Origin of the sequence: Pseudomonas extremaustralis, assembly GCF_900102035.1 — a bacterium.
Lineage (GTDB): Bacteria > Pseudomonadota > Gammaproteobacteria > Pseudomonadales > Pseudomonadaceae > Aquipseudomonas > Aquipseudomonas extremaustralis.
Window position 1 is genome coordinate 2912676 of the sequence record NZ_LT629689.1, and the last position, 18628, is coordinate 2931303.

Sequence of the window (18628 nt, forward strand, 5' to 3'; positions counted from 1 at the left end):
TAGGCACCCGAACGGACCGATAAACAGGCCCGGTTTAAAATTTCAGTGAACAAGTGTACATTCAGTGCCTTGACGCTGTGACTTTCACTACAACGCAATAGTCTATGTGTAGGCTGCCGACATGAGGCATGAACGCTTCATTCGGTTCGGGAAGATTTGCCCCACCCTGCCGCATGGGATTATTGAGGAGCTCGCATGACCAAACAAAACGCCTTTACTCGGGAAGACCTGCTGCGCTGCAGTCGCGGTGAGCTGTTCGGCCCAGGTAACGCGCAACTGCCCGCCCCGAACATGCTGATGGTGGATCGCATCACCCATATCAGCGAAGAGGGTGGCAAGTACGGCAAAGGTGAATTGGTCGCCGAGCTGGATATCACCCCGGACCTGTGGTTCTTCGCCTGCCACTTCGAAGGCGACCCGGTGATGCCAGGCTGCCTGGGCCTCGATGCCATGTGGCAACTGGTCGGTTTCTACCTGGGCTGGCAAGGCCTGCCAGGCCGCGGTCGCGCCCTGGGTTCGGGCGAAGTGAAGTTCTTTGGCCAGGTCCTCCCGACCGCGAAGAAAGTCACCTACAACATTCAAATCAAGCGCGTCCTCAAGGGCAAGCTGAACCTGGCCATCGCCGACGGTTCGGTGACTGTCGACGGTCGCGAGATCTATACTGCCGAAGGCCTCCGGGTCGGCGTATTCACTTCCACTGACAACTTTTAAGGGTTATCCGCATGCGCCGCGTCGTTATCACTGGTCTGGGCATCGTTTCTTGCCTGGGCAATGACAAAGAGACCGTCACCGCTAACCTGCGTGCAAGTCGCCCTGGCATCCGCTTCAACCCGGAATATGCCGAAATGGGTCTGCGTAGCCAGGTTTCCGGCTCCATCGACCTGCCCCTCGAAGAGCTGATCGATCGCAAGATCTATCGCTTCGTCGGCCACGCTGCCGCCTATGCCTACCTGGCCATGAAAGACGCGATTGCCGACTCCGGCCTGAGCGACGACCAGGTATCGAACGTGCGCACCGGCCTGATCGCCGGTTCCGGCGGCGCATCGACCCTCAACCAGATGGAAGCGCTGGACATCCTGCGCGAAAAAGGCGTGAAGCGCGTTGGCCCGTACCGTGTTACACGGACCATGGGCAGCACCGTTTCGGCCTGCCTGGCCACGCCGTTCCAGATCAAGGGCGTGAACTACTCGATCTCCTCCGCATGCGCCACCAGTGCTCACTGCATCGGTAGTGCCGTTGAGCAGATCCAGTTGGGCAAGCAGGACATCGTGTTCGCCGGCGGCGGTGAAGAAGAGCATTGGAGCCAGTCGTTCCTGTTCGACGCCATGGGCGCCCTGTCCACCCAGTACAACGACACCCCGGAAAAAGCCTCCCGTGCCTACGACGCCAAGCGTGACGGTTTCGTCATCGCCGGCGGTGGCGGCATGGTGGTGGTCGAGGAGCTGGAACACGCTCTGGCCCGTGGCGCGAAGATCTACGCGGAAATCGTCGGCTATGGCGCGACCTCCGACGGCTACGACATGGTTGCGCCAAGCGGTGAAGGCGCTATTCGTTGCATGCAGATGGCCATGTCCACCGTGGATACCCCCATCGACTACCTGAACACCCATGGCACGTCGACTCCAGTCGGCGACGCCAAGGAAATGGAAGGCGTGCGTGCGGTATTCGGCGACAAGGCCCCGGCCATCAGCTCCACCAAGAGCCTGTCCGGTCACTCCCTGGGCGCCGCCGGCGTTCACGAAGCGATCTACTGCCTGTTGATGATGGAAGGCAACTTCATGGCCGGTTCGGCCAATATCGAAGAGATCGATCCGGTCGTCGCCGATATGCCGATCCTGACCAAGACCATTGAAAACGCCAAAGTCGACACCGTGATGAGCAACAGCTTCGGCTTCGGTGGCACTAACGCCACGCTGGTGCTGAGGCGCTGGCAGGGCAAATAAGCCCCGCAGGTCGATTACATGAAGACGCCCCGACTGGTTCGGGGCTTTTTCATGGGCAACTGAAAATCCTCAATCACGGAACACCCAAGCCCCTGCATGCTCTATAACTGCATGACCTTTATCCTGTCAGTCTGTGAGGTTTACCATGCCTGTTACCGTCAATACGCTGAACCACGACAACTTCCGCCACAGCGTCAACATCGACAACCATGAACTATTCACCGACCTGCCCAAGAGCCTGGGCGGTGATGATTCCGCGCCCTCCCCCCACGATTACTTCGATGCCGCACTGGCGTCGTGCAAGGCCTTGACCGTCAAGCTCTATGCGCAGAGAAAAGACATTCCGCTGACCGGCGTGACCGTGGAAGTCAGCCGCGATGACGCTGAAGAGCAAAAGGGCAAATACAAGCTCAACGTCAAGCTGACCCTCAAGGGCGTACTCTCCGACGAACAGCGCAACGACCTGCACCGCATCGCCGATCGCTGCCCGGTGCACAAGCTGATGACCACCGCCGACGTCACCATTGAGACGAAATTGTCCGAAGGCGCCTTCAGCCAGTAGCGCCAATCCTCCGTCGAGCGGGTTATGCTCTGGGTCATCCAACCCGCTCAGACTGGGACCCACCATGACCACCCTCACCGTAATCCGCCCTCGCCCCGAAGATGTCGAGGGCCAACCCATCCTGCGCCCATTGCCATCGCGCGAATGCCGCCAAGTCGGGCCGTTTGTGTTCTTCGACCATATGCTGCCGACCCGCTATGCGCCGGGCACCGGCATGAATATCCGCCAGCACCCGCATATCGGCCTGTCGACTCTCACCTACCTGTTCGACGGCGTGCTGCAACACAAGGACAGCCTGGGATCGGACCAAGTAGTGGAGGCCGGCGATGTCAGTTGGATGACCGCCGGCAGCGCGATTGCCCACGTCGAGCGCACGCCCGAGGCATTGAAGACCAGTGGTTTCAGCCTGCACGGGCTGCAAGTGTGGCTGGCTTCGCCCCAGGACCACGAGACGGGGCCAGGGCACTACAGCCATCACCCGGCCGCCAGCCTGCCCATCAGTGACAACCTGGGCGTGCAGATCCGCTTGATCGCTGGAAACGGCTTCTGCCTCACATCACCGGTGCCAGTACTGTCGCCTACGCTGTATGCCGACGTGCGGATGCAAACGGCCACGACGCTGCTGATCCCCGATGAACATGAGGAGCGCGCGGTGTACGTACTGGAGGGTGACGCGCAGTTGGATGGTGAAACGCTGGAAGTGCGCAGCCTAGTGGTATTGCCGAGCGGACAGGCGATGACGGTGTTCGCCGAGTCCGATTGCCACCTGGTGATCATCGGCGGAGCGCCGCTGGATGGGCCACGGCGGATCAACTGGAACTTCGTCGCGAGCGATCCGTTGAAGATCGAGGCGGCACGACAGCGTTGGGCCGCAGGGGATTGGCCGACGGTACCCGGCGAAACCGAAAGGATTGAGTTGCCGGTGAGGTAGCATTCGCGAGCAAGCTCGCTCCTACACACGAATGTGTGGGCTTGCTCGCGAAAAGGTCGGAACAGGCGCTGAAAAATCAGCCCCTGAACACTTCATCCAACAGGTTATGCATCGACTGGAACGCCCGCGCAGCGGTCTTCGCGTCGTACATCATCATGCCCGGCACATTCGCGTGGGGGTCGGTGAAGGAATGCACCGCACCGCCATAGCTGAGCAGTTGCCAATCCACCCCGGCCGCGTTCATTTCTGCTTCGAACGCTGGCAGTTGCTCTTTCGGCACCAGCGGATCGGAAGCACCGTGCAGCACCAGGACGGAACCCTTGATGTTCTTCGCGTCGGCCGGGTTCGGCGTGTCGAGGGTGCCGTGGAACGAGATGGCCGCCTTGACCGGCACGCCGGTACGGGCCAGCTCCAGGGAGCAGCAACCGCCAAAGCAGAAACCAAAGGTCGCCAGCTTCGATGTGTCGACTGCCGCTTCGGTCTGAGCTTGCAACTGCTCGAAGGCTGCCTTCATACGCTTGGTCAACAACGGGCGATCGTTCTTCAACGGCATCATCGCCGCACCGGCTTCATCGTTGTTCGACGGTCGCACGGTTTGCCCATAAAGATCGGCGATCAGCACCACGTAGCCCTTGCTGGCGACACTCTTGGCGATCTCTTCGGCCCCCGCACTCACCCCCATCCAGTTCGGCGCCATCAGCAAGCCCGGCAGCGGGCCTTTGTGGCTGGCATCGAATGCAAGGCGGCTTTCATAAGACTGACCATCAATCTGATAGACCACGGAACGCACAGTGACTTGGCTCATCATTTACTCCAGTTGAGGGTTTTGTGGGAGCCTGCTCGCGAATAATGTCAATGAGAACGCGGGTAGCCCGGATAGAACGCGACGTTCTCAAGTTTCTCGCGAGCAAGCTCGCTCCTACAACGAAAAAACCCGCCGAAGCGGGTTTTTCTACATCGGTGTCAAACCGACAGTTCAACCAACAGCTTGTTCAGTCGGCGCACGTAGGCGGCCGGGTCCTTCAAGCTATCGCCAGCGGCCAGGGCCGCCTGGTCGAAGAGGATGTGCGACAGGTCGCCAAAACGCTCTTCGCTCTGCTCGCTGTCGAGTTTCTCGATCAGCGGGTGAGCCGGGTTGAATTCGAAGATCGGCTTGGAGTCCGGCACCTTCTGACCGCTGGCTTCGAGGATCTGGCGCATCTGCATGCCCAGGTCCTGCTCGCCAATGGCCAGGATCGCCGGCGAGTCGGTCAGACGGTGGGAAACCCGCACTTCGCTGACCGCATCGCCCAGGGACGCCTTGATCCGCTCAACCAGGCCTTCTTTGGCCTTGGCGACCTCTTCGGCTTCTTTCTTCTCTTCTTCGGAGTCCAGGTTGCCCAGATCCAGGTCACCACGGGCCACGTCGACGAAGGATTTGCCGTCGAACTCGTTGAGGTAGCTCATCAGCCACTCGTCGATACGGTCGGTCAACAGCAGCACTTCGATGCCTTTCTTGCGGAAGACTTCCAGGTGCGGGCTGTTCTTGACCTGAGCGTAGGTTTCACCGGTCAGGTAGTAGATCTTGTCTTGACCTTCCTTGGCGCGTGCCAAGTACTCGGCCAGGCCTACCACCTGCTCGCCGTCGTCACCCTGGGTGGATGCGAAGCGCAGCAGGCCGGCGATTTTCTCCTTGTTGGCGAAGTCTTCCGCCGGGCCTTCTTTCATGACCTGGCCGAAGTTTTTCCAGAAGCCTTGGTATTTCTCCGGCTCGTTCTTCGCCAGTTTTTCCAGCATATCGAGGACACGCTTGGTCAGCGCCGACTTCATGGAGTCGATGATCGGGTCTTTCTGCAGGATTTCCCGCGACACGTTCAGCGACAGGTCGTTGGAGTCGACCACGCCCTTGATGAAGCGCAGGTACAGCGGCAGGAAGGATTCCGCCTGGTCCATCACGAACACGCGCTGCACGTAGAGCTTCAGGCCCTTTGGCGCTTCACGCTGGTACAGGTCGAACGGCGCGCGGGCCGGTACGTAGAGCAGCGAGCTGTATTCGAGCTTGCCTTCGACCTTGTTGTGGCTCCAGCTCAGCGGGTTTTCATAGTCGTGACCGATGTGCTTGTAGAACTCCTGGTATTCCTCGTCCTTGATCTCGGTACGCGGACGGGTCCACAGGGCACTGGCGCGGTTGACGGTTTCCCATTCCAGCGCAGGCTTCTCTTCGCCTTCGGCGGCTGCCTGCTCTTTCGGCAGCTCGATCGGCAGGGCGATGTGGTCGGAGTACTTCTTGATGATGTTGCGCAGGCGCCAGCCATCGGCGAACTCGTCTTCACCGGCTTTCAGGTGCAGGACGATACGGGTACCACGGTCCGCCTTGTCGATGGTGGCGATCTCGAATTCGCCTTCGCCTTTGGATGCCCAGTGCACGCCTTCGCTGGCGTCCAGGCCGGCACGGCGGCTGAACACTTCAACTTTGTCGGCGACGATAAAGGCCGAGTAGAAGCCCACGCCGAACTGGCCGATCAGGTGCGAATCTTTCTTCTGGTCGCCAGAAAGGTTCTTCATGAAATCGGCAGTACCGGATTTGGCGATGGTGCCCAGGTGGGTCACCGCCTCTTCGCGGCTCATGCCGATACCGTTGTCTTCGAGGGTGACGGTCTTGGCGTCCTTGTCGAAGCTCACACGGATTTTCAGTTCCGCGCCGCCTTCCAGCAACTCAGGCTTGGACAGGGCTTCGAAACGTAATTTGTCGACAGCGTCAGAGGCGTTCGAGATCAATTCGCGAAGGAAAATTTCCTTGTTGGAATACAGCGAATGGATCATGAGGTGCAGCAGTTGCTTCACCTCGGTCTGGAAGCCCAGGGTTTCCTTTTGAGTTTCCACACTCATGGTCATCAAACTCCAATTGGATGGCAGTGGCCGCGCCCTAGAGGGTTGGCGGCGGGTTGTCATCAAAGTTGGGGGCTAAGACCAGGATTTCAAGGGCGGGGCACTTCCTCGATCTTGAAATGGGCACGGGCGGTGGCGATGGGCTCGGTCGAGGTGCTTTGCCAGGCGGTGATCGCCACATTCGCCACCCGGCGCCCCTGGCGCCACACCCGGCATGTGGCGTAGGTGTCTCGAAACTGCCCGGCACGCAAGTAATCCAGGGAGAAATCGATGATCTTCGGGACGCCGGGCGCGCCGGTGAAGACCAGCAAGTGCAACGCCGCGGACAGTTCCATGAAGCCGGCAATGACCCCGCCGTGGAGCGCCGGCAATATGGGGTTACCAATATTGTCTTTATTGGCCGGCAGGCGAAACAGCAACTCATCACCCTGCCGGGTGCATTCGATGCCGATCAACTTGGCGTAGGGAATCAGGTCGAGCAGCGCCCCATAGTTGCCGCGTTCATGGGCCTGCTCCAGTCGGGTCTTGAATCGGTGCATCAGGCCTGCCCTCCCTTGATCGTCTCACCCAGCCCTTGCGTGCCCTTGAGACGTTTGCCCATACGCATGAACGTGCCCACGACATGGGCGATAGGCTGCTGTCGGTCATCCTGATAGGCGAAACCACGGGTGAAAATCACGTCGGTGGTGACCCGATAGCATTGGGCAAACCCATAGACAGGTTTGTGCGGTTCGGCGGGATGCATGTAGTCGACTCGCAGGTCAAGGGTCGGGCACACCTCGAACTCCGGCAGCACACACAAGGTCGCCATGCCGCAGGCGGTGTCCATCAAAGAGGTCAACGCGCCGCCATGAATCACACCGGTGCTGGGGTCACCGACCAGATGGGAGGCATAGGGCATGACGAGGGTGATGCCCTCCTCGTCAGCATAATGAGCGGCAATACCCAACACCTGGCAATGACGCAGGGCCGATACGAAGCGCGTCGCGCGCGCTAACAAGGGATTTTCGGTCATTCGTCGCAGACTCTTATTAGTGTTTATTTGCCGAATAGGCGGAGCAAGCGAAAGTTCCTTCACGCCCGCTATTTATATATCTATGGAATAAAAGGAACTAATGCCGAACACCCACGCTCGAAAGGCCAGTAGATATCTTCACTAAGGAGAAACACCCCATGCGCAAGACTTTAGCTATTTCCATGATGTTGGCCGCTGCCCTCGGTCTCGCTGCCTGCGATAAGAAATCCGAAGACAAAGCCCAAGACGCCGCCGCGCACTCTGAGCAAGCTCAAAAAGATATGGCCAAAGCACAGGATAAAGTGAACGACGCTGCGAAAGAAAACGCCGATGCTGCCAAAGCTCAGGCTGAATCGAACGAAGCGGCCGCAAAAGAAGCAGCACCTGCTACCCCAGCCACCGGTTCTTGAGACCGCGGCTTGAATTAGCTTCGTAGCAAAAAGTAAGCCCGCTTAAACAGCGGGCTTTACTTTGTCTACTGTTTTAAATCACCGCGCTAATACCCAGGTTCGGACTAAGCCGCCTCTTTGACCGCCTCCGGCAGCGGCGTATCAGTCTGGGTATACACCATCACTTGCAGTACGTCGGAATGAAACTCCCGGCGGTACAGTACGAACACCACCCCGCTGCTCATCAACATGAACAACCAGGGGCTGACAAACCACGCCAGCATGGTCATGCCGAAGTAATAAGAGCGCAGGCCGAAGTTGAACTGGTTGGCGGCCATGGAGATCACCCGTGCCGCGCGCAGAGCAAACGCCTTACGCTCCTGTTCCGACACATGCCGCTCACCGATCATTGGCGCCGACCCGACCAGTACCGCAGCGAAGTTGTACTGGCGCATGCACCAACTGAAGGTGAAAAAGGCGTAGACGAACACCAGCGCCAGGCACAGCAACTTGATCTCCGACATGCCCTGGGAGGCTTGTTGAACCATAGGAATGTCCGCCAGCAACGACACCGCACGTTCGGAAGCGCCCAGCACGGTGAGAATACCGGCGAGGATAATCAGGGTACTGGAAGCGAAAAACGAGGCGTTGCGCTCCAGATTGCCGATCACGCTGGCATCGGCGATGCGGTTGTCCCGCAGCAGCATGCGGCGCATCCAGTCTTCACGATACAAGTGCAGCACGCTAGCCAGGCAGGCGGTGTCGCGGGCCTTCCAGGTGGCGTAACGGGTGTAGCCGCCCCAGCACAGGACGAACCAGAGAGCGGCAAGCAAGTGGATCTGATTGGTTTCGATGAACGACATGCGGGTCCTTATACACGGGGTTTCGACTTAAAGAGGCTGGCAACTCTTTCGACGTTAGCCCATAGAAAAAGACACTGCCCATGGCCCATAAAAAATGCCCCGCATCAATCGATACGGGGCATTTCAGTACAACGCGAAGCCTGAGTGTCAGGCGATGGCTTCGCTGCGTTTACCCAGCATGCGGTCAACCACAATGGCCACCACCAGAATCATCACCGCCGGCACCAGCCAGGCCAGGCCTTGGTCGCTCAATGGCAGGTTCGCCAACTGCCGGGGCAACCGATCAGCCTCGCCAGCGCTCTTGAGCGCATCGATGCAACCAACGATAAACGACACCAGCATGACCGGGCCGACAATGCGCGTCTGCTCCTGCCAGAAGTCTTTGCAGAAGCTCAGGGCCACCAGCACGATGCACGGCGGGTAGATCGCGGTAAGCACCGGGATCGAGAACGCAATCAGCTTGGTCAGGCCCAGGTTCGACACAAACAGCGAGAACAGCGCCAGGATCACCACCAGGGTCTTGTAGGACAGCGGCAGGATGCGGCTGAAGTACTCGGCGCAGGCGCAGGTGAGGCCCACCGCGGTGACCAGGCATGCCAGGGAGATCAGCACCGCAAGAAAGCCGCTGCCCAGGGAGCCGAAGGTGTGTTGCACGTAGGCATGCAGCACCACTGCGCCGTTTCCGGCACCGGCTGCCACGGCATGGCTGCCCGAACCGAGGCGGAACAGGCTGATATACACGAGGGCCAGGCCCACGCCGGCAATCAGCCCGGCGATGATCGCGTAACGGGTGATCAACTTGGGCGATTCGACGCCACGGGAGCGAATGGCATTGACGATGACGATGCCAAACACCAGCGCGCCCAGGGTATCCATGGTCAGGTAGCCATTGATAAAGCCGTGGGAGAACGGTGCAGCCACATATTCCGGGGTGGCGACGCCCACCTCACCAGCCGGCAGGGCAAACGCGGCGATGCCGAGGATGGACAGCGCGACGATCTTCAGCGGCGCGAGGAAACGCCCCACGGTGTCCAGCAGCCGACCTGGATACAGGGAGACGAAGAACACCACCAGGAAATACACCGAACTGTAGAGGAACAACGCCAGCGGGCTTTCACCGGTCAACGGCGCCAGGCCCACTTCAAAGGACACGGTCGCCGTCCGCGGAGTGGCGAACAGCGGCCCTACCGCCAGATACGCCGCCGCCGCGAGCAGGCCACCGGCGATCTTGCCGATCGGGCTGCTCAACGCGTCCATACCGCCGCCGACCTTGGCCAGCGCAATCACCGTGACCACCGGCAGACCGACCGCCGTGATCAGGAAGCCCAACGCCGCCATCCAGACATTCGGTCCGGACTGCAAACCAACGATAGGCGGAAAAATGATGTTGCCGGCGCCCACGAACAGGGCAAAGGTCATGAAGCCCAACGCCAGGATATCCTGGCTTTTCAACACTTTCATTTGAGGAAATACCACACTACTGAATCGGAATTTAGAGAGGGATTCCCTGTGGATGAGGGAACTACTGCCGGCCCTTGTGGGGACCGAGCGGTCTAGCGCGCAGCTTCCTTTTGGGAGGCGGACGCATAAAGAGGCGGCTAGGGTACAGAATTAGCCCGATAAACGCACTGTTGCGGGGCAAACTGTCCGATAAGCGACATATCCGTGTCGCGTTTTCGTATCCAATATTGTAAGTAATCCCTGTAGGAGCCCTGCTCCCCAGCGATAACGGCCTTGAGAGCAGCGGTACGTCGAAGGCTGCATAGCTGGCAAGACGACGCCTACAGAGGAATATTTTCCGCCAGAATGCACAAAGGCCACCCGAAGGTGGCCTTTGTGTTGGTGAAGCGTCAGCTAAGCACGAGGCTTACTTGACAGCCCAACCAGTCAGCTCGGCCAGGGCCTTGCCGATGTCTGCCAGCGAACGCACGGTTTTGACGCCTGCGTCTTGCAGTGCAGCGAATTTCTCGTCTGCAGTGCCTTTGCCGCCAGAGATGATTGCGCCAGCATGGCCCATGCGCTTGCCCGCTGGGGCAGTCACACCTGCGATGTAGGAAACAACCGGCTTGGTCACGTGGGCCTTGATGTAGGCAGCGGCTTCTTCTTCAGCCGAACCGCCGATCTCACCGATCATGACGATCGCTTCGGTCTTCGGGTCTTCCTGGAACAACTTCAGGATGTCGATGAAGTTGGAGCCTGGGATCGGGTCACCGCCGATGCCGACGCAAGTCGACTGACCGAAACCGGCGTCAGTGGTCTGCTTCACAGCTTCGTAGGTCAGGGTGCCGGAACGGGAAACGATACCGACTTTACCTGGCAAGTGAATGTGACCTGGCATGATGCCGATCTTGCATTCGCCTGGAGTGATCACGCCAGGGCAGTTAGGGCCGATCAGGACAACGCCCAGCTCGTCGCACTTAACTTTAGCGTCCAGCATATCCAGGGTAGGAATGCCTTCGGTGATGCACACGATCAGCTTGATGCCGCCGAATGCCGCTTCCAGGATCGAGTCTTTGCAGAAAGGAGCAGGAACGTAGATCACGCTGGCGGTTGCGCCAGTGGCAGCGACTGCGTCCTTGACGGTGTTGAACACGGGCAGGCCCAGGTGCTCGGTGCCGCCTTTGCCCGGTGTTACGCCGCCAACCATCTTGGTGCCGTATTCGATGGCTTGCTGGGTGTGGAAACTACCTTGCGAACCGGTAATACCCTGGCAGATAACTTTGGTGTCTTTATTGATCAGGACGCTCATTATTTGCCCTCCGCAGCTTTGACAACTTGTTGAGCAGCGTCGGTCAGGCTGGTAGCCGCGATGATGTTCAAACCGCTTTCTGCCAGTACTTTAGCGCCCAGTTCAGCGTTGTTACCTTCAAGGCGAACAACAACCGGGATTTTAACGCCGACTTCTTTCACTGCACCGATGATGCCTTCGGCAATCATGTCGCAACGAACGATGCCGCCGAAGATGTTGACCAGTACTGCAGCGACGTTGGAGTCGGACAGGATGATCTTGAACGCTTCGGTCACGCGTTCTTTGGTAGCACCACCGCCCACGTCGAGGAAGTTGGCTGGTTTGCCGCCATGCAGGTTGACGATGTCCATGGTACCCATGGCCAGGCCGGCACCGTTGACCATGCAGCCGATGTTACCTTCCAGGGCTACGTAGTTCAGTTCGAACTTGGCAGCGTGCGCTTCGCGCGGATCGTCTTGCGACGGATCGTGGAAAGTCTTCAGCTTAGGCTGACGGTACATGGCGTTGGCGTCGATGTTGATCTTGGCGTCGAGGCAGTGCAGATCGCCATCAGCCTTGATCACCAGCGGGTTCACTTCCAGCAGGGCCAGATCGTGATCCTGGAACAGTTTGGCCAGACCAACGAAGATCTTGGCGAACTGGGCAACTTGCTTGCCTTCCAGGCCCAACTGGAAAGCCAGCTCGCGACCCTGGAACGGCTGAGCGCCAACCAGTGGATCGATAGTGGCTTTCAGAATTTTTTCTGGGGTTTCGTGAGCGATCTTTTCAATGTCCACGCCACCTTCGGTGGAAGCCATGAACACGATGCGACGGCTCGAACGGTCAACGACAGCGCCCAGGTACAGCTCTTTAGCGATATCAGTGCACGATTCAACCAGGATTTTGGTGACTGGCTGACCATTGGCATCAGTCTGGTAAGTCACCAGACGCTTGCCCAGCCACTGCTGTGCGAAGGCCTTGGCGTCCTCTTTGCTGCGAACCAGCTTAACGCCGCCCGCTTTACCGCGACCACCGGCGTGAACCTGGGCTTTGACAACCCATTCAGTGCCGCCGATTTTGTCGCAAGCTTCTGCTGCTGCTTCCGGGGTGTCTACTGCATAACCAGTGGAAACTGGCAGGCCGTATTCAGCGAACAGCTGCTTACCCTGATACTCGTGAAGATTCATGCTTTTTACCGTCTTCGTTAGGTACTGCGCATTCGGCGCTGCGCTCATTATGAGTGCCGCGCCACCTGTGACTGCTGCTTGCGCAACCCGCCGGACTTTGAAGCCCGGTCAAGCTGCGCAAGACTGCGTCCAGCGGACATTCCGCGGTGAGTCTTGCGCGCAAGGCTCACGACGGGCAGCCGCCGTGGTTTCTTATTATCTCTTTTAGCGCTTCTTCTTATTGGCGATGTGGATGGCGTGGCCATTCACTGCCAGCGCGGCTTCATGCAGCGCTTCGGACAGGGTCGGATGGGAGAAGACCATCATGCCGATGTCCTCGGCACTGGTGCCGAACTCCATACCGATCGCACCCTGCTGAACCAGTTCTGCTGCGCCTGGGCCAATCACGTGGACGCCCAATACGCGGTCAGTCTTGGCATCAGCGATGACTTTGACGAAACCACCGGTGTCGTTGGCTGCCATGGCACGGCCAGAAGCAGCAAACGGGAAGGTGCCGACGTTAACTTCAACGCCTTCAGCTTTCAACTGCTGTTCGTTCTTGCCTACCCATGCGATTTCCGGGTGGGTGTAGATAACCGATGGGATCAGGTCGTAGTTCATCTGGGTTTTATGGCCCTTGATGCGCTCGACAACCATGATGCCTTCTTCGGAAGCCTTGTGCGCCAGCATCATGCCGCGAACCACATCACCAATGGCGTAGACGCCTGGAACGGTGGTAGCGCAGTGATCGTCGACGTGGATGAAACCACGCTCATCGATGTTCACACCGCTGTCAGCCGCCAGCAGGTCGGTGGTCACTGGACGGCGACCCACGGCTACGATCAGCTTGTCGAAAGTGATGGTCTGTTCGCCATCCTTGTCGGTGTAGGTCACGACTACTTCTTCGCCATTGACCTTCGAGCCGGTCACGCGAGCGCCCAGCTTGATGTCCAGACCTTGTTTGGTCAGGGTTTTGTAGGCTTCTTTGGACACCGCGGTGTCGGCAGCCAGCAGGAACGTATCCAGGGCTTCCAGCACAGTCACTTTGGCACCCAGGCGGGACCAGACGGAACCCAGTTCCAGGCCGATCACGCCAGCGCCGATCACGCCCAGACGCTTAGGCACTGCCTGGAATTCCAGGGCGCCGGTCGAATCAACGATGACCTTCTGGTCAACCGGAGCCGGTGGAATGTCGATTGGACGCGAACCTGGGGCCAGGATCACGTTTTCAGCTTCGATGACTTCAACCGAACCGTCCGGCTTGGTGATTTCGACTTTCTTGCCGGCCAGCAGTTTGCCGTGGCCTTGCAGGGAAGTGACGCCATTGGCCTTGAACAGGGTGGCAACGCCGGAAGTCAGGCCCTTAACAATGTTGGCTTTACGGCCGACCATTGCTGGTACGTCCATGGTCACGCCAGCATGGTGGATGCCGTGAATCGCAAAGCCGTCTTGGGCTTCGTGGAATTTCCAGGAACTGTCCAGCAGCGCCTTGGAAGGAATGCAGCCTACGTTCAGGCAGGTACCGCCAAGCGCCAGTTTGCCTTCCTTGTCGGTGTATTTTTCGATGCAAGCAGTCGAGAGGCCCAGTTGTGCGGCCTTGATGGCGGCAACATAGCCACCAGGACCTGCACCAATCACTACAACGTCAAATTTCTGCGACATGAAAATAGTTCCTCTATTTAGCAGCAAGCTTTCAAGCCACAAGCCCCAAGCCCGACTGCCATATCCGGCAGCCTGTCACTTGAGGCCTGCAGCTGCTTCTATCAGATATCCAGCAGCAGACGAGCCGGGTCTTCCAGCAGGTTCTTGATGGTCACCAGGAAAGTCACGGCTTCTTTACCATCGATCAGGCGGTGATCGTAAGACAGTGCCAGGTACATCATTGGGCGGATCACGACTTGGCCGTTGATGGCCATCGGACGCTGGATGATGTTGTGCATGCCCAGGATCGCGGCTTGTGGTGGGTTGACGATCGGGGTCGACATCATCGAACCGAAGGTACCACCGTTGGTGATGGTGAAGGTACCACCGGTCATCTCGTCGATGGTCAGCTTACCGTCGCGGGCTTTCTTACCGAAGCCGGCAATGCCGCCTTCGATTTCGGCCAGGCTCATCAGTTCGGCGTTACGCAGAACCGGAACCACCAGGCCACGGTCGCTGGACACGGCAACACCGATGTCTGCATAGCCGTGGTAAACGATGTCGCCGCCGTCGATGGAAGCGTTGACTGCCGGGAAGCGTTTCAGCGCTTCGGTGGCCGCTTTCACGAAGAACGACATGAAGCCCAGGCGCACGCCGTTGTGGGACTTCTCGAACAGGTCCTTGTACTTCGAACGCAGTGCCATGACTTCGGTCATGTCGACTTCGTTGAAAGTGGTCAGCATCGCCATGTTCGACTGTGCTTCAACCAGGCGCTTGGCCACGGTGGCACGCACGCGAGTCATCGGTACGCGCTTCTCGGTGCGGTCGCCAGCAGCGAACACAGGTGCAGCGGCAGCCGGGGCAGCAGCCTTGGCCGGTGCGGCAGCGGGTGCGTTTTTCTTCGCTTCAACAGCAGCAACCACGTCTTCCTTGGTCACGCGGCCGTCTTTGCCGGTGCCTTTGAGGGAAGCCAGGTTGATGCCGTTTTCTTCGGCCAGCTGACGTGCAGCCGGTGCGGCGATTGGATCTTCAGCGCCAGCGGCCGGGGCAGCAGCAGGGGCCGAAGCAGCAACAGCCGGTGCAGCAGCGCCAGCGGCCGGGGCAGCAGCAGGGGCCGAAGCAGCAACAGCCGGTGCAGCAGCGGCGGCGGCAGGAGCAGGAGCAGCAGCGCTGCCCTCTTCGATCGAACCCAGTACCTGGTTCGACAGAACGGTCGCGCCTTCTTCGGCGATGATTGCGCCCAGCACGCCGTCAGCTTCGGCCAACACTTCCAGCACGACTTTGTCAGTCTCGATGTCGACGATCAGGTCGTCACGCTTGACGGCCTCACCTGGTTTCTTGTGCCAGGTGGCAACGGTGCCATCGGCAACCGATTCCGGGAATGACGGGGCTTTGATTTCGATAGCCATTATCTGTGTGTCCTTAAAATTCGGTTTCAGTCAGCGCAAAGGCGTTAGACAGTGAAAGCATCTTTCAGCAGTTTTTCCTGCTGCTCGGCGTGCATCGACGCATAACCACACGCAGGTGCCGCAGACGCATCACGACCGGCGTACTCCAGGCCCAAGGCCTTGTTGTGGTTACCGATACTGCGACGCAGATGATGCTGACTGCTGTACCACGCGCCCTGGTTCATCGGTTCTTCCTGACACCACACCACATTGGTGAGGTTGGTGTAAGGCGCGATGGCCTCCATCAGGTCGTCTTCCGGGAACGGATAAAGCTGCTCGATACGCACGATGGCGATGTCTTCGCGGCCTTCGGCACGGCGTTTTTCCAGCAAGTCGTAGTAAACCTTGCCGCTGCACAGGATCAGGCGAGTGACCTTGGCCGCGTCCAGGGTGTCGATTTCTGGAATCACGGTCTGGAACGAGCCGTCCGCCAGATCTTCCAGGGTCGAGATGGCCAATTTATGACGCAACAGCGATTTCGGCGTCAGCACTACCAGCGGCTTGCGCAGAGGGCGGATTACCTGGCGACGCAGCAAGTGGTAGATCTGGGCCGGGGTAGTCGGCACGCACACCTGGATGTTGTGCTCGGCGCACAGCTGCAGGTAACGCTCCAGACGGGCCGAGGAGTGCTCCGGACCCTGACCTTCATAACCGTGCGGCAACAGCATAGTCAAACCGCACAGGCGGCCCCACTTGTGCTCGCCGCTGGTGATGAACTGGTCGATCACCACCTGGGCACCGTTGGCGAAGTCGCCGAACTGGGCTTCCCAGATCACCAGCGCGTTAGGCGTGGTGGTCGAGTAACCGTATTCGAACGCCAGTACGGCTTCTTCGGACAGGAACGAATCGTACAGGTCGAAACGTGGCTGGCCGTCGTACAGGTGTTGCAACGGGATGTAGGTGCTTGCGTCTTTCTGGTTGTGCAGAACCGCGTGACGGTGCGAGAACGTACCACGGCCGATGTCCTGGCCGGTCATGCGGATCGGGTGACCTTCGAACGCCAGGGTCGCGTACGCCATGGTTTCAGCGTAACCCCAGTTGATCGGCAGGCCGCCGGCTTGCATCTTCTGACGGTCTTCGTAGATCTTCGAGACCTGGCGCTGTACCACGAAGCCTTCTGGAATTTCCAGCAGCTTGGCAGACAGTTCCTGCAGGGTCTTCAGATCGAACGAAGTGTCGTGACGCGCGGTCCAGGCGTGGCCCAGATACGGACGCCAGTCCACGAACAGCTCTTTGTTCGGCTCTTTGACCAGGCTCTTCACTACATGCAGGCCGTTATCCAGCGCGTTGCGGTATTCGTCGACTTTCGCCTGAACGCGCGCATCGTCAATCACACCGGCCTTGGTCAGGCTTTCGGCATACAGCTCACGGGTGGTGCGCTGCTTGGTGATTTGCTGGTACATCAGCGGCTGGGTGCCGCTTGGCTCGTCCGCTTCGTTGTGACCGCGACGGCGGTAGCAGACCAGGTCGATCACCACATCACGCTTGAACTGCATGCGGTAGTCGATGGCCAGTTGGGTCACGAACAGTACGGCTTCCGGATCATCGCCATTCACATGGAGGATCGGCGCCTGGATCATCTTGGCAACGTCGGTGGCGTACTCTGTGGAGCGCGCGTCCAACGGGTTGCTGATGGTGAAGCCCACTTGGTTGTTGATGACGATGTGAACGGTACCGCCAGTCTTGAAGCCGCGAGTCTGCGACATCTGGAAGGTTTCCAGGACCACGCCTTGACCGGCGAATGCCGCGTCACCGTGGATGGAAATCGGCAGAACCTTTTCACCGGTGGTGTCGTTACGACGATCCTGGCGAGCACGCACCGAACCCTCGACCACTGGAGAAACGATTTCCAGGTGGGATGGGTTGAATGCCATGGCCAGGTGGACTTCGCCGCCGGTGGTCATCACGTTGGACGAGAAGCCCTGGTGATACTTAACGTCACCGGAACCCAGCTCGACTTTCTTCTTGCCTTCGAACTCGTCGAACAGATCGCGCGGGTTCTTGCCGAAGGTATTGACCAACACGTTCAGGCGACCACGGTGGGCCATGCCGATCACGATTTCCTTGGTGCCGTAGGAGCCGGAACGCTGGATCAGCTCATCGAGCATCGGAATCAGGCTTTCGCCGCCTTCCAGGCCGAAACGCTTGGTGCCTGGGTATTTGGTGCCGAGGTATTTCTCGAGGCCTTCGGCCGCGGTCACGCGCTCAAGCAGGTGGCTGCGCACATCGGCGGACAGCACCGGACGGCCACGCACACCTTCCAGGCGATGCTGGAACCAGTGACGTTGTTCGGAGTCGGTGATGTGCGTGAACTCAGCGCCAATGGTGCGGCAATATGTCTGCTGCAACGCTTCGTGGATTTCGCGTAGGCTCGCCTCCTCTTTGCCGATGAACAGGTCGCCGGCACGGAAGGTCGTATCAAGATCGGCATTGGTCAAGCCGTAATGATTGATCGACAGGTCTGCTGGTGCAGGACGCTTCCAGAGCCCCAGCGGGTCGAGCTGGGCCGCCTGGTGGCCGCGCATTCGGTAGGCCTGGATCAATCGCAGTACTTCAACTTGCTTCTTCTCGTGCTCACTGCTCACGCTGCCGGCGGAAACCGGTTGGGCGCGGCGCTGGTTCTTTGCCAGCAGCACGAACTGATCGCGAATTGTTGCGTGCGATACATCGGTGGCAGCGTTGCCGTCTGAAGACAACGTCTGAAATTTGGTGCGCCATTCTTCTGGCACAGCGTTAGGGTCGTGCAGGTAGAGCTCATAAAGCTCTTCCACATAGGCAGCGTTACCACCTGATAGATAGCCGCTGTTCCACATGCGCTGCATCACGCTTTCTTGCATGCTTGGTCACCCTCAATTTGGGGACACCACCGGCGAAAACACCGAGTCTGCTTGCAAAAGGCCAAGTGCAGCGACCAAAACAAGCCACTAGGATCACGCTGATAGTTCGGGTACCAACCCGAATGCCCCTGCTTGTCTCATTTCTTCAAAATAAGAGCCGCGGCTTTGTAAGTCGCTGCTCAGGTTAAAACCACGGCGCCGGTTGAAGCCTGCGCCGTAGCATTTACGGGCACAACG

16 protein-coding genes are annotated in these 18628 nt (G+C 59.0%); 5 read left to right on the plus strand and 11 right to left on the minus strand.

Features of this window, described 5'->3' with window-relative positions:
* The first annotated feature begins 195 nt into the window (after positions 1 to 195).
* The 4 genes from fabA to BLR63_RS13300 all read left to right on the plus strand — a co-directional run bounded on the left by fabA (position 196) and on the right by BLR63_RS13300 (position 3436).
* Positions 196 to 711, plus strand: coding sequence for a 3-hydroxyacyl-[acyl-carrier-protein] dehydratase FabA (fabA, locus tag BLR63_RS13285; protein ID WP_003210552.1), 516 nt, complete (start codon positions 196 to 198; stop codon positions 709 to 711).
* Positions 712 to 722: 11 nt separating this feature from the next.
* Complete coding sequence (gene fabB / locus BLR63_RS13290) at positions 723 to 1943, plus strand: beta-ketoacyl-ACP synthase I (protein ID WP_010564981.1); 1221 nt, start codon at positions 723 to 725, stop codon at positions 1941 to 1943.
* A gap of 145 nt (positions 1944 to 2088) precedes the next feature.
* Positions 2089 to 2505, plus strand: a complete 417-nt coding sequence (locus BLR63_RS13295) for an OsmC family protein (protein WP_010564982.1) — start codon at positions 2089 to 2091, stop codon at positions 2503 to 2505.
* 64 nt (positions 2506 to 2569) lie between these two features.
* Complete coding sequence (locus BLR63_RS13300) at positions 2570 to 3436, plus strand: pirin family protein (RefSeq protein ID WP_010564983.1); 867 nt, start codon at positions 2570 to 2572, stop codon at positions 3434 to 3436.
* A 76-nt stretch (positions 3437 to 3512) separates the two neighbouring features.
* On the opposite strand, the gene BLR63_RS13305 is transcribed toward BLR63_RS13300, so the two are convergent.
* The 4 genes from BLR63_RS13305 to BLR63_RS13320 all read right to left on the minus strand — a co-directional run bounded on the left by BLR63_RS13305 (position 3513) and on the right by BLR63_RS13320 (position 7319).
* Entirely contained in the window at positions 3513 to 4241 is a 729-nt protein-coding gene (locus BLR63_RS13305; RefSeq protein WP_010564984.1) for a dienelactone hydrolase family protein, read from the minus strand.
* A 158-nt stretch (positions 4242 to 4399) separates the two neighbouring features.
* Positions 4400 to 6304, minus strand: a complete 1905-nt coding sequence (htpG, locus tag BLR63_RS13310) for a molecular chaperone HtpG (RefSeq protein ID WP_010564985.1) — start codon at positions 6302 to 6304, stop codon at positions 4400 to 4402.
* Positions 6305 to 6393: 89 nt separating this feature from the next.
* Positions 6394 to 6846 (minus strand): PaaI family thioesterase, encoded by a 453-nt coding sequence (locus BLR63_RS13315; protein WP_042946825.1) that lies wholly within the window; start codon positions 6844 to 6846, stop codon positions 6394 to 6396.
* Positions 6843 to 7319: a PaaI family thioesterase gene (locus BLR63_RS13320; RefSeq protein ID WP_010564987.1), complete on the minus strand. Its 477-nt coding sequence runs from the start codon at positions 7317 to 7319 to the stop codon at positions 6843 to 6845. The genes BLR63_RS13315 and BLR63_RS13320 overlap by 4 nt, the downstream gene beginning before the upstream one ends.
* Positions 7320 to 7477: 158 nt before the next feature.
* Between BLR63_RS13320 and BLR63_RS13325 the strand changes: the two genes are divergently transcribed.
* Positions 7478 to 7729 carry a hypothetical protein gene (locus tag BLR63_RS13325; protein WP_010211724.1) on the plus strand — a complete coding sequence of 84 codons (252 nt, stop codon included), beginning with the start codon at positions 7478 to 7480 and terminating at the stop codon, positions 7727 to 7729.
* 104 nt (positions 7730 to 7833) lie between these two features.
* Here BLR63_RS13325 and BLR63_RS13330 read toward each other — a convergent pair whose 3' ends face one another.
* From BLR63_RS13330 to BLR63_RS13360, 7 genes are all read right to left on the minus strand, one after another.
* Positions 7834 to 8571, minus strand: coding sequence for a DUF599 domain-containing protein (locus BLR63_RS13330; RefSeq protein WP_010564988.1), 738 nt, complete (start codon positions 8569 to 8571; stop codon positions 7834 to 7836).
* A gap of 147 nt (positions 8572 to 8718) precedes the next feature.
* The gene (gene brnQ / locus BLR63_RS13335; protein ID WP_010564989.1) at positions 8719 to 10032 is read right to left on the minus strand and encodes a branched-chain amino acid transport system II carrier protein; all 1314 of its coding nucleotides are present in this window, start codon (positions 10030 to 10032) and stop codon (positions 8719 to 8721) included.
* Between the two features lie 406 nt (positions 10033 to 10438).
* Positions 10439 to 11320 (minus strand): succinate--CoA ligase subunit alpha, encoded by an 882-nt coding sequence (gene sucD, locus BLR63_RS13340; protein WP_003172813.1) that lies wholly within the window; start codon positions 11318 to 11320, stop codon positions 10439 to 10441.
* A complete protein-coding gene (gene sucC, locus BLR63_RS13345; RefSeq protein WP_010564990.1) occupies positions 11320 to 12486 on the minus strand; it encodes an ADP-forming succinate--CoA ligase subunit beta in 1167 nt (388 codons plus the stop codon). Before sucC ends, sucD begins: the two co-directional genes overlap by 1 nt.
* 204 nt (positions 12487 to 12690) lie before the next feature.
* The gene (lpdA, locus tag BLR63_RS13350) at positions 12691 to 14127 is read right to left on the minus strand and encodes a dihydrolipoyl dehydrogenase (RefSeq protein ID WP_010564991.1); all 1437 of its coding nucleotides are present in this window, start codon (positions 14125 to 14127) and stop codon (positions 12691 to 12693) included.
* Positions 14128 to 14228: 101 nt separating this feature from the next.
* Positions 14229 to 15515, minus strand: a complete 1287-nt coding sequence (odhB, locus tag BLR63_RS13355) for a 2-oxoglutarate dehydrogenase complex dihydrolipoyllysine-residue succinyltransferase (RefSeq protein WP_010564992.1) — start codon at positions 15513 to 15515, stop codon at positions 14229 to 14231.
* Between the two features lie 44 nt (positions 15516 to 15559).
* A complete protein-coding gene (locus BLR63_RS13360) occupies positions 15560 to 18391 on the minus strand; it encodes a 2-oxoglutarate dehydrogenase E1 component (protein WP_010564993.1) in 2832 nt (943 codons plus the stop codon).
* Positions 18392 to 18628 lie beyond the last annotated feature (237 nt).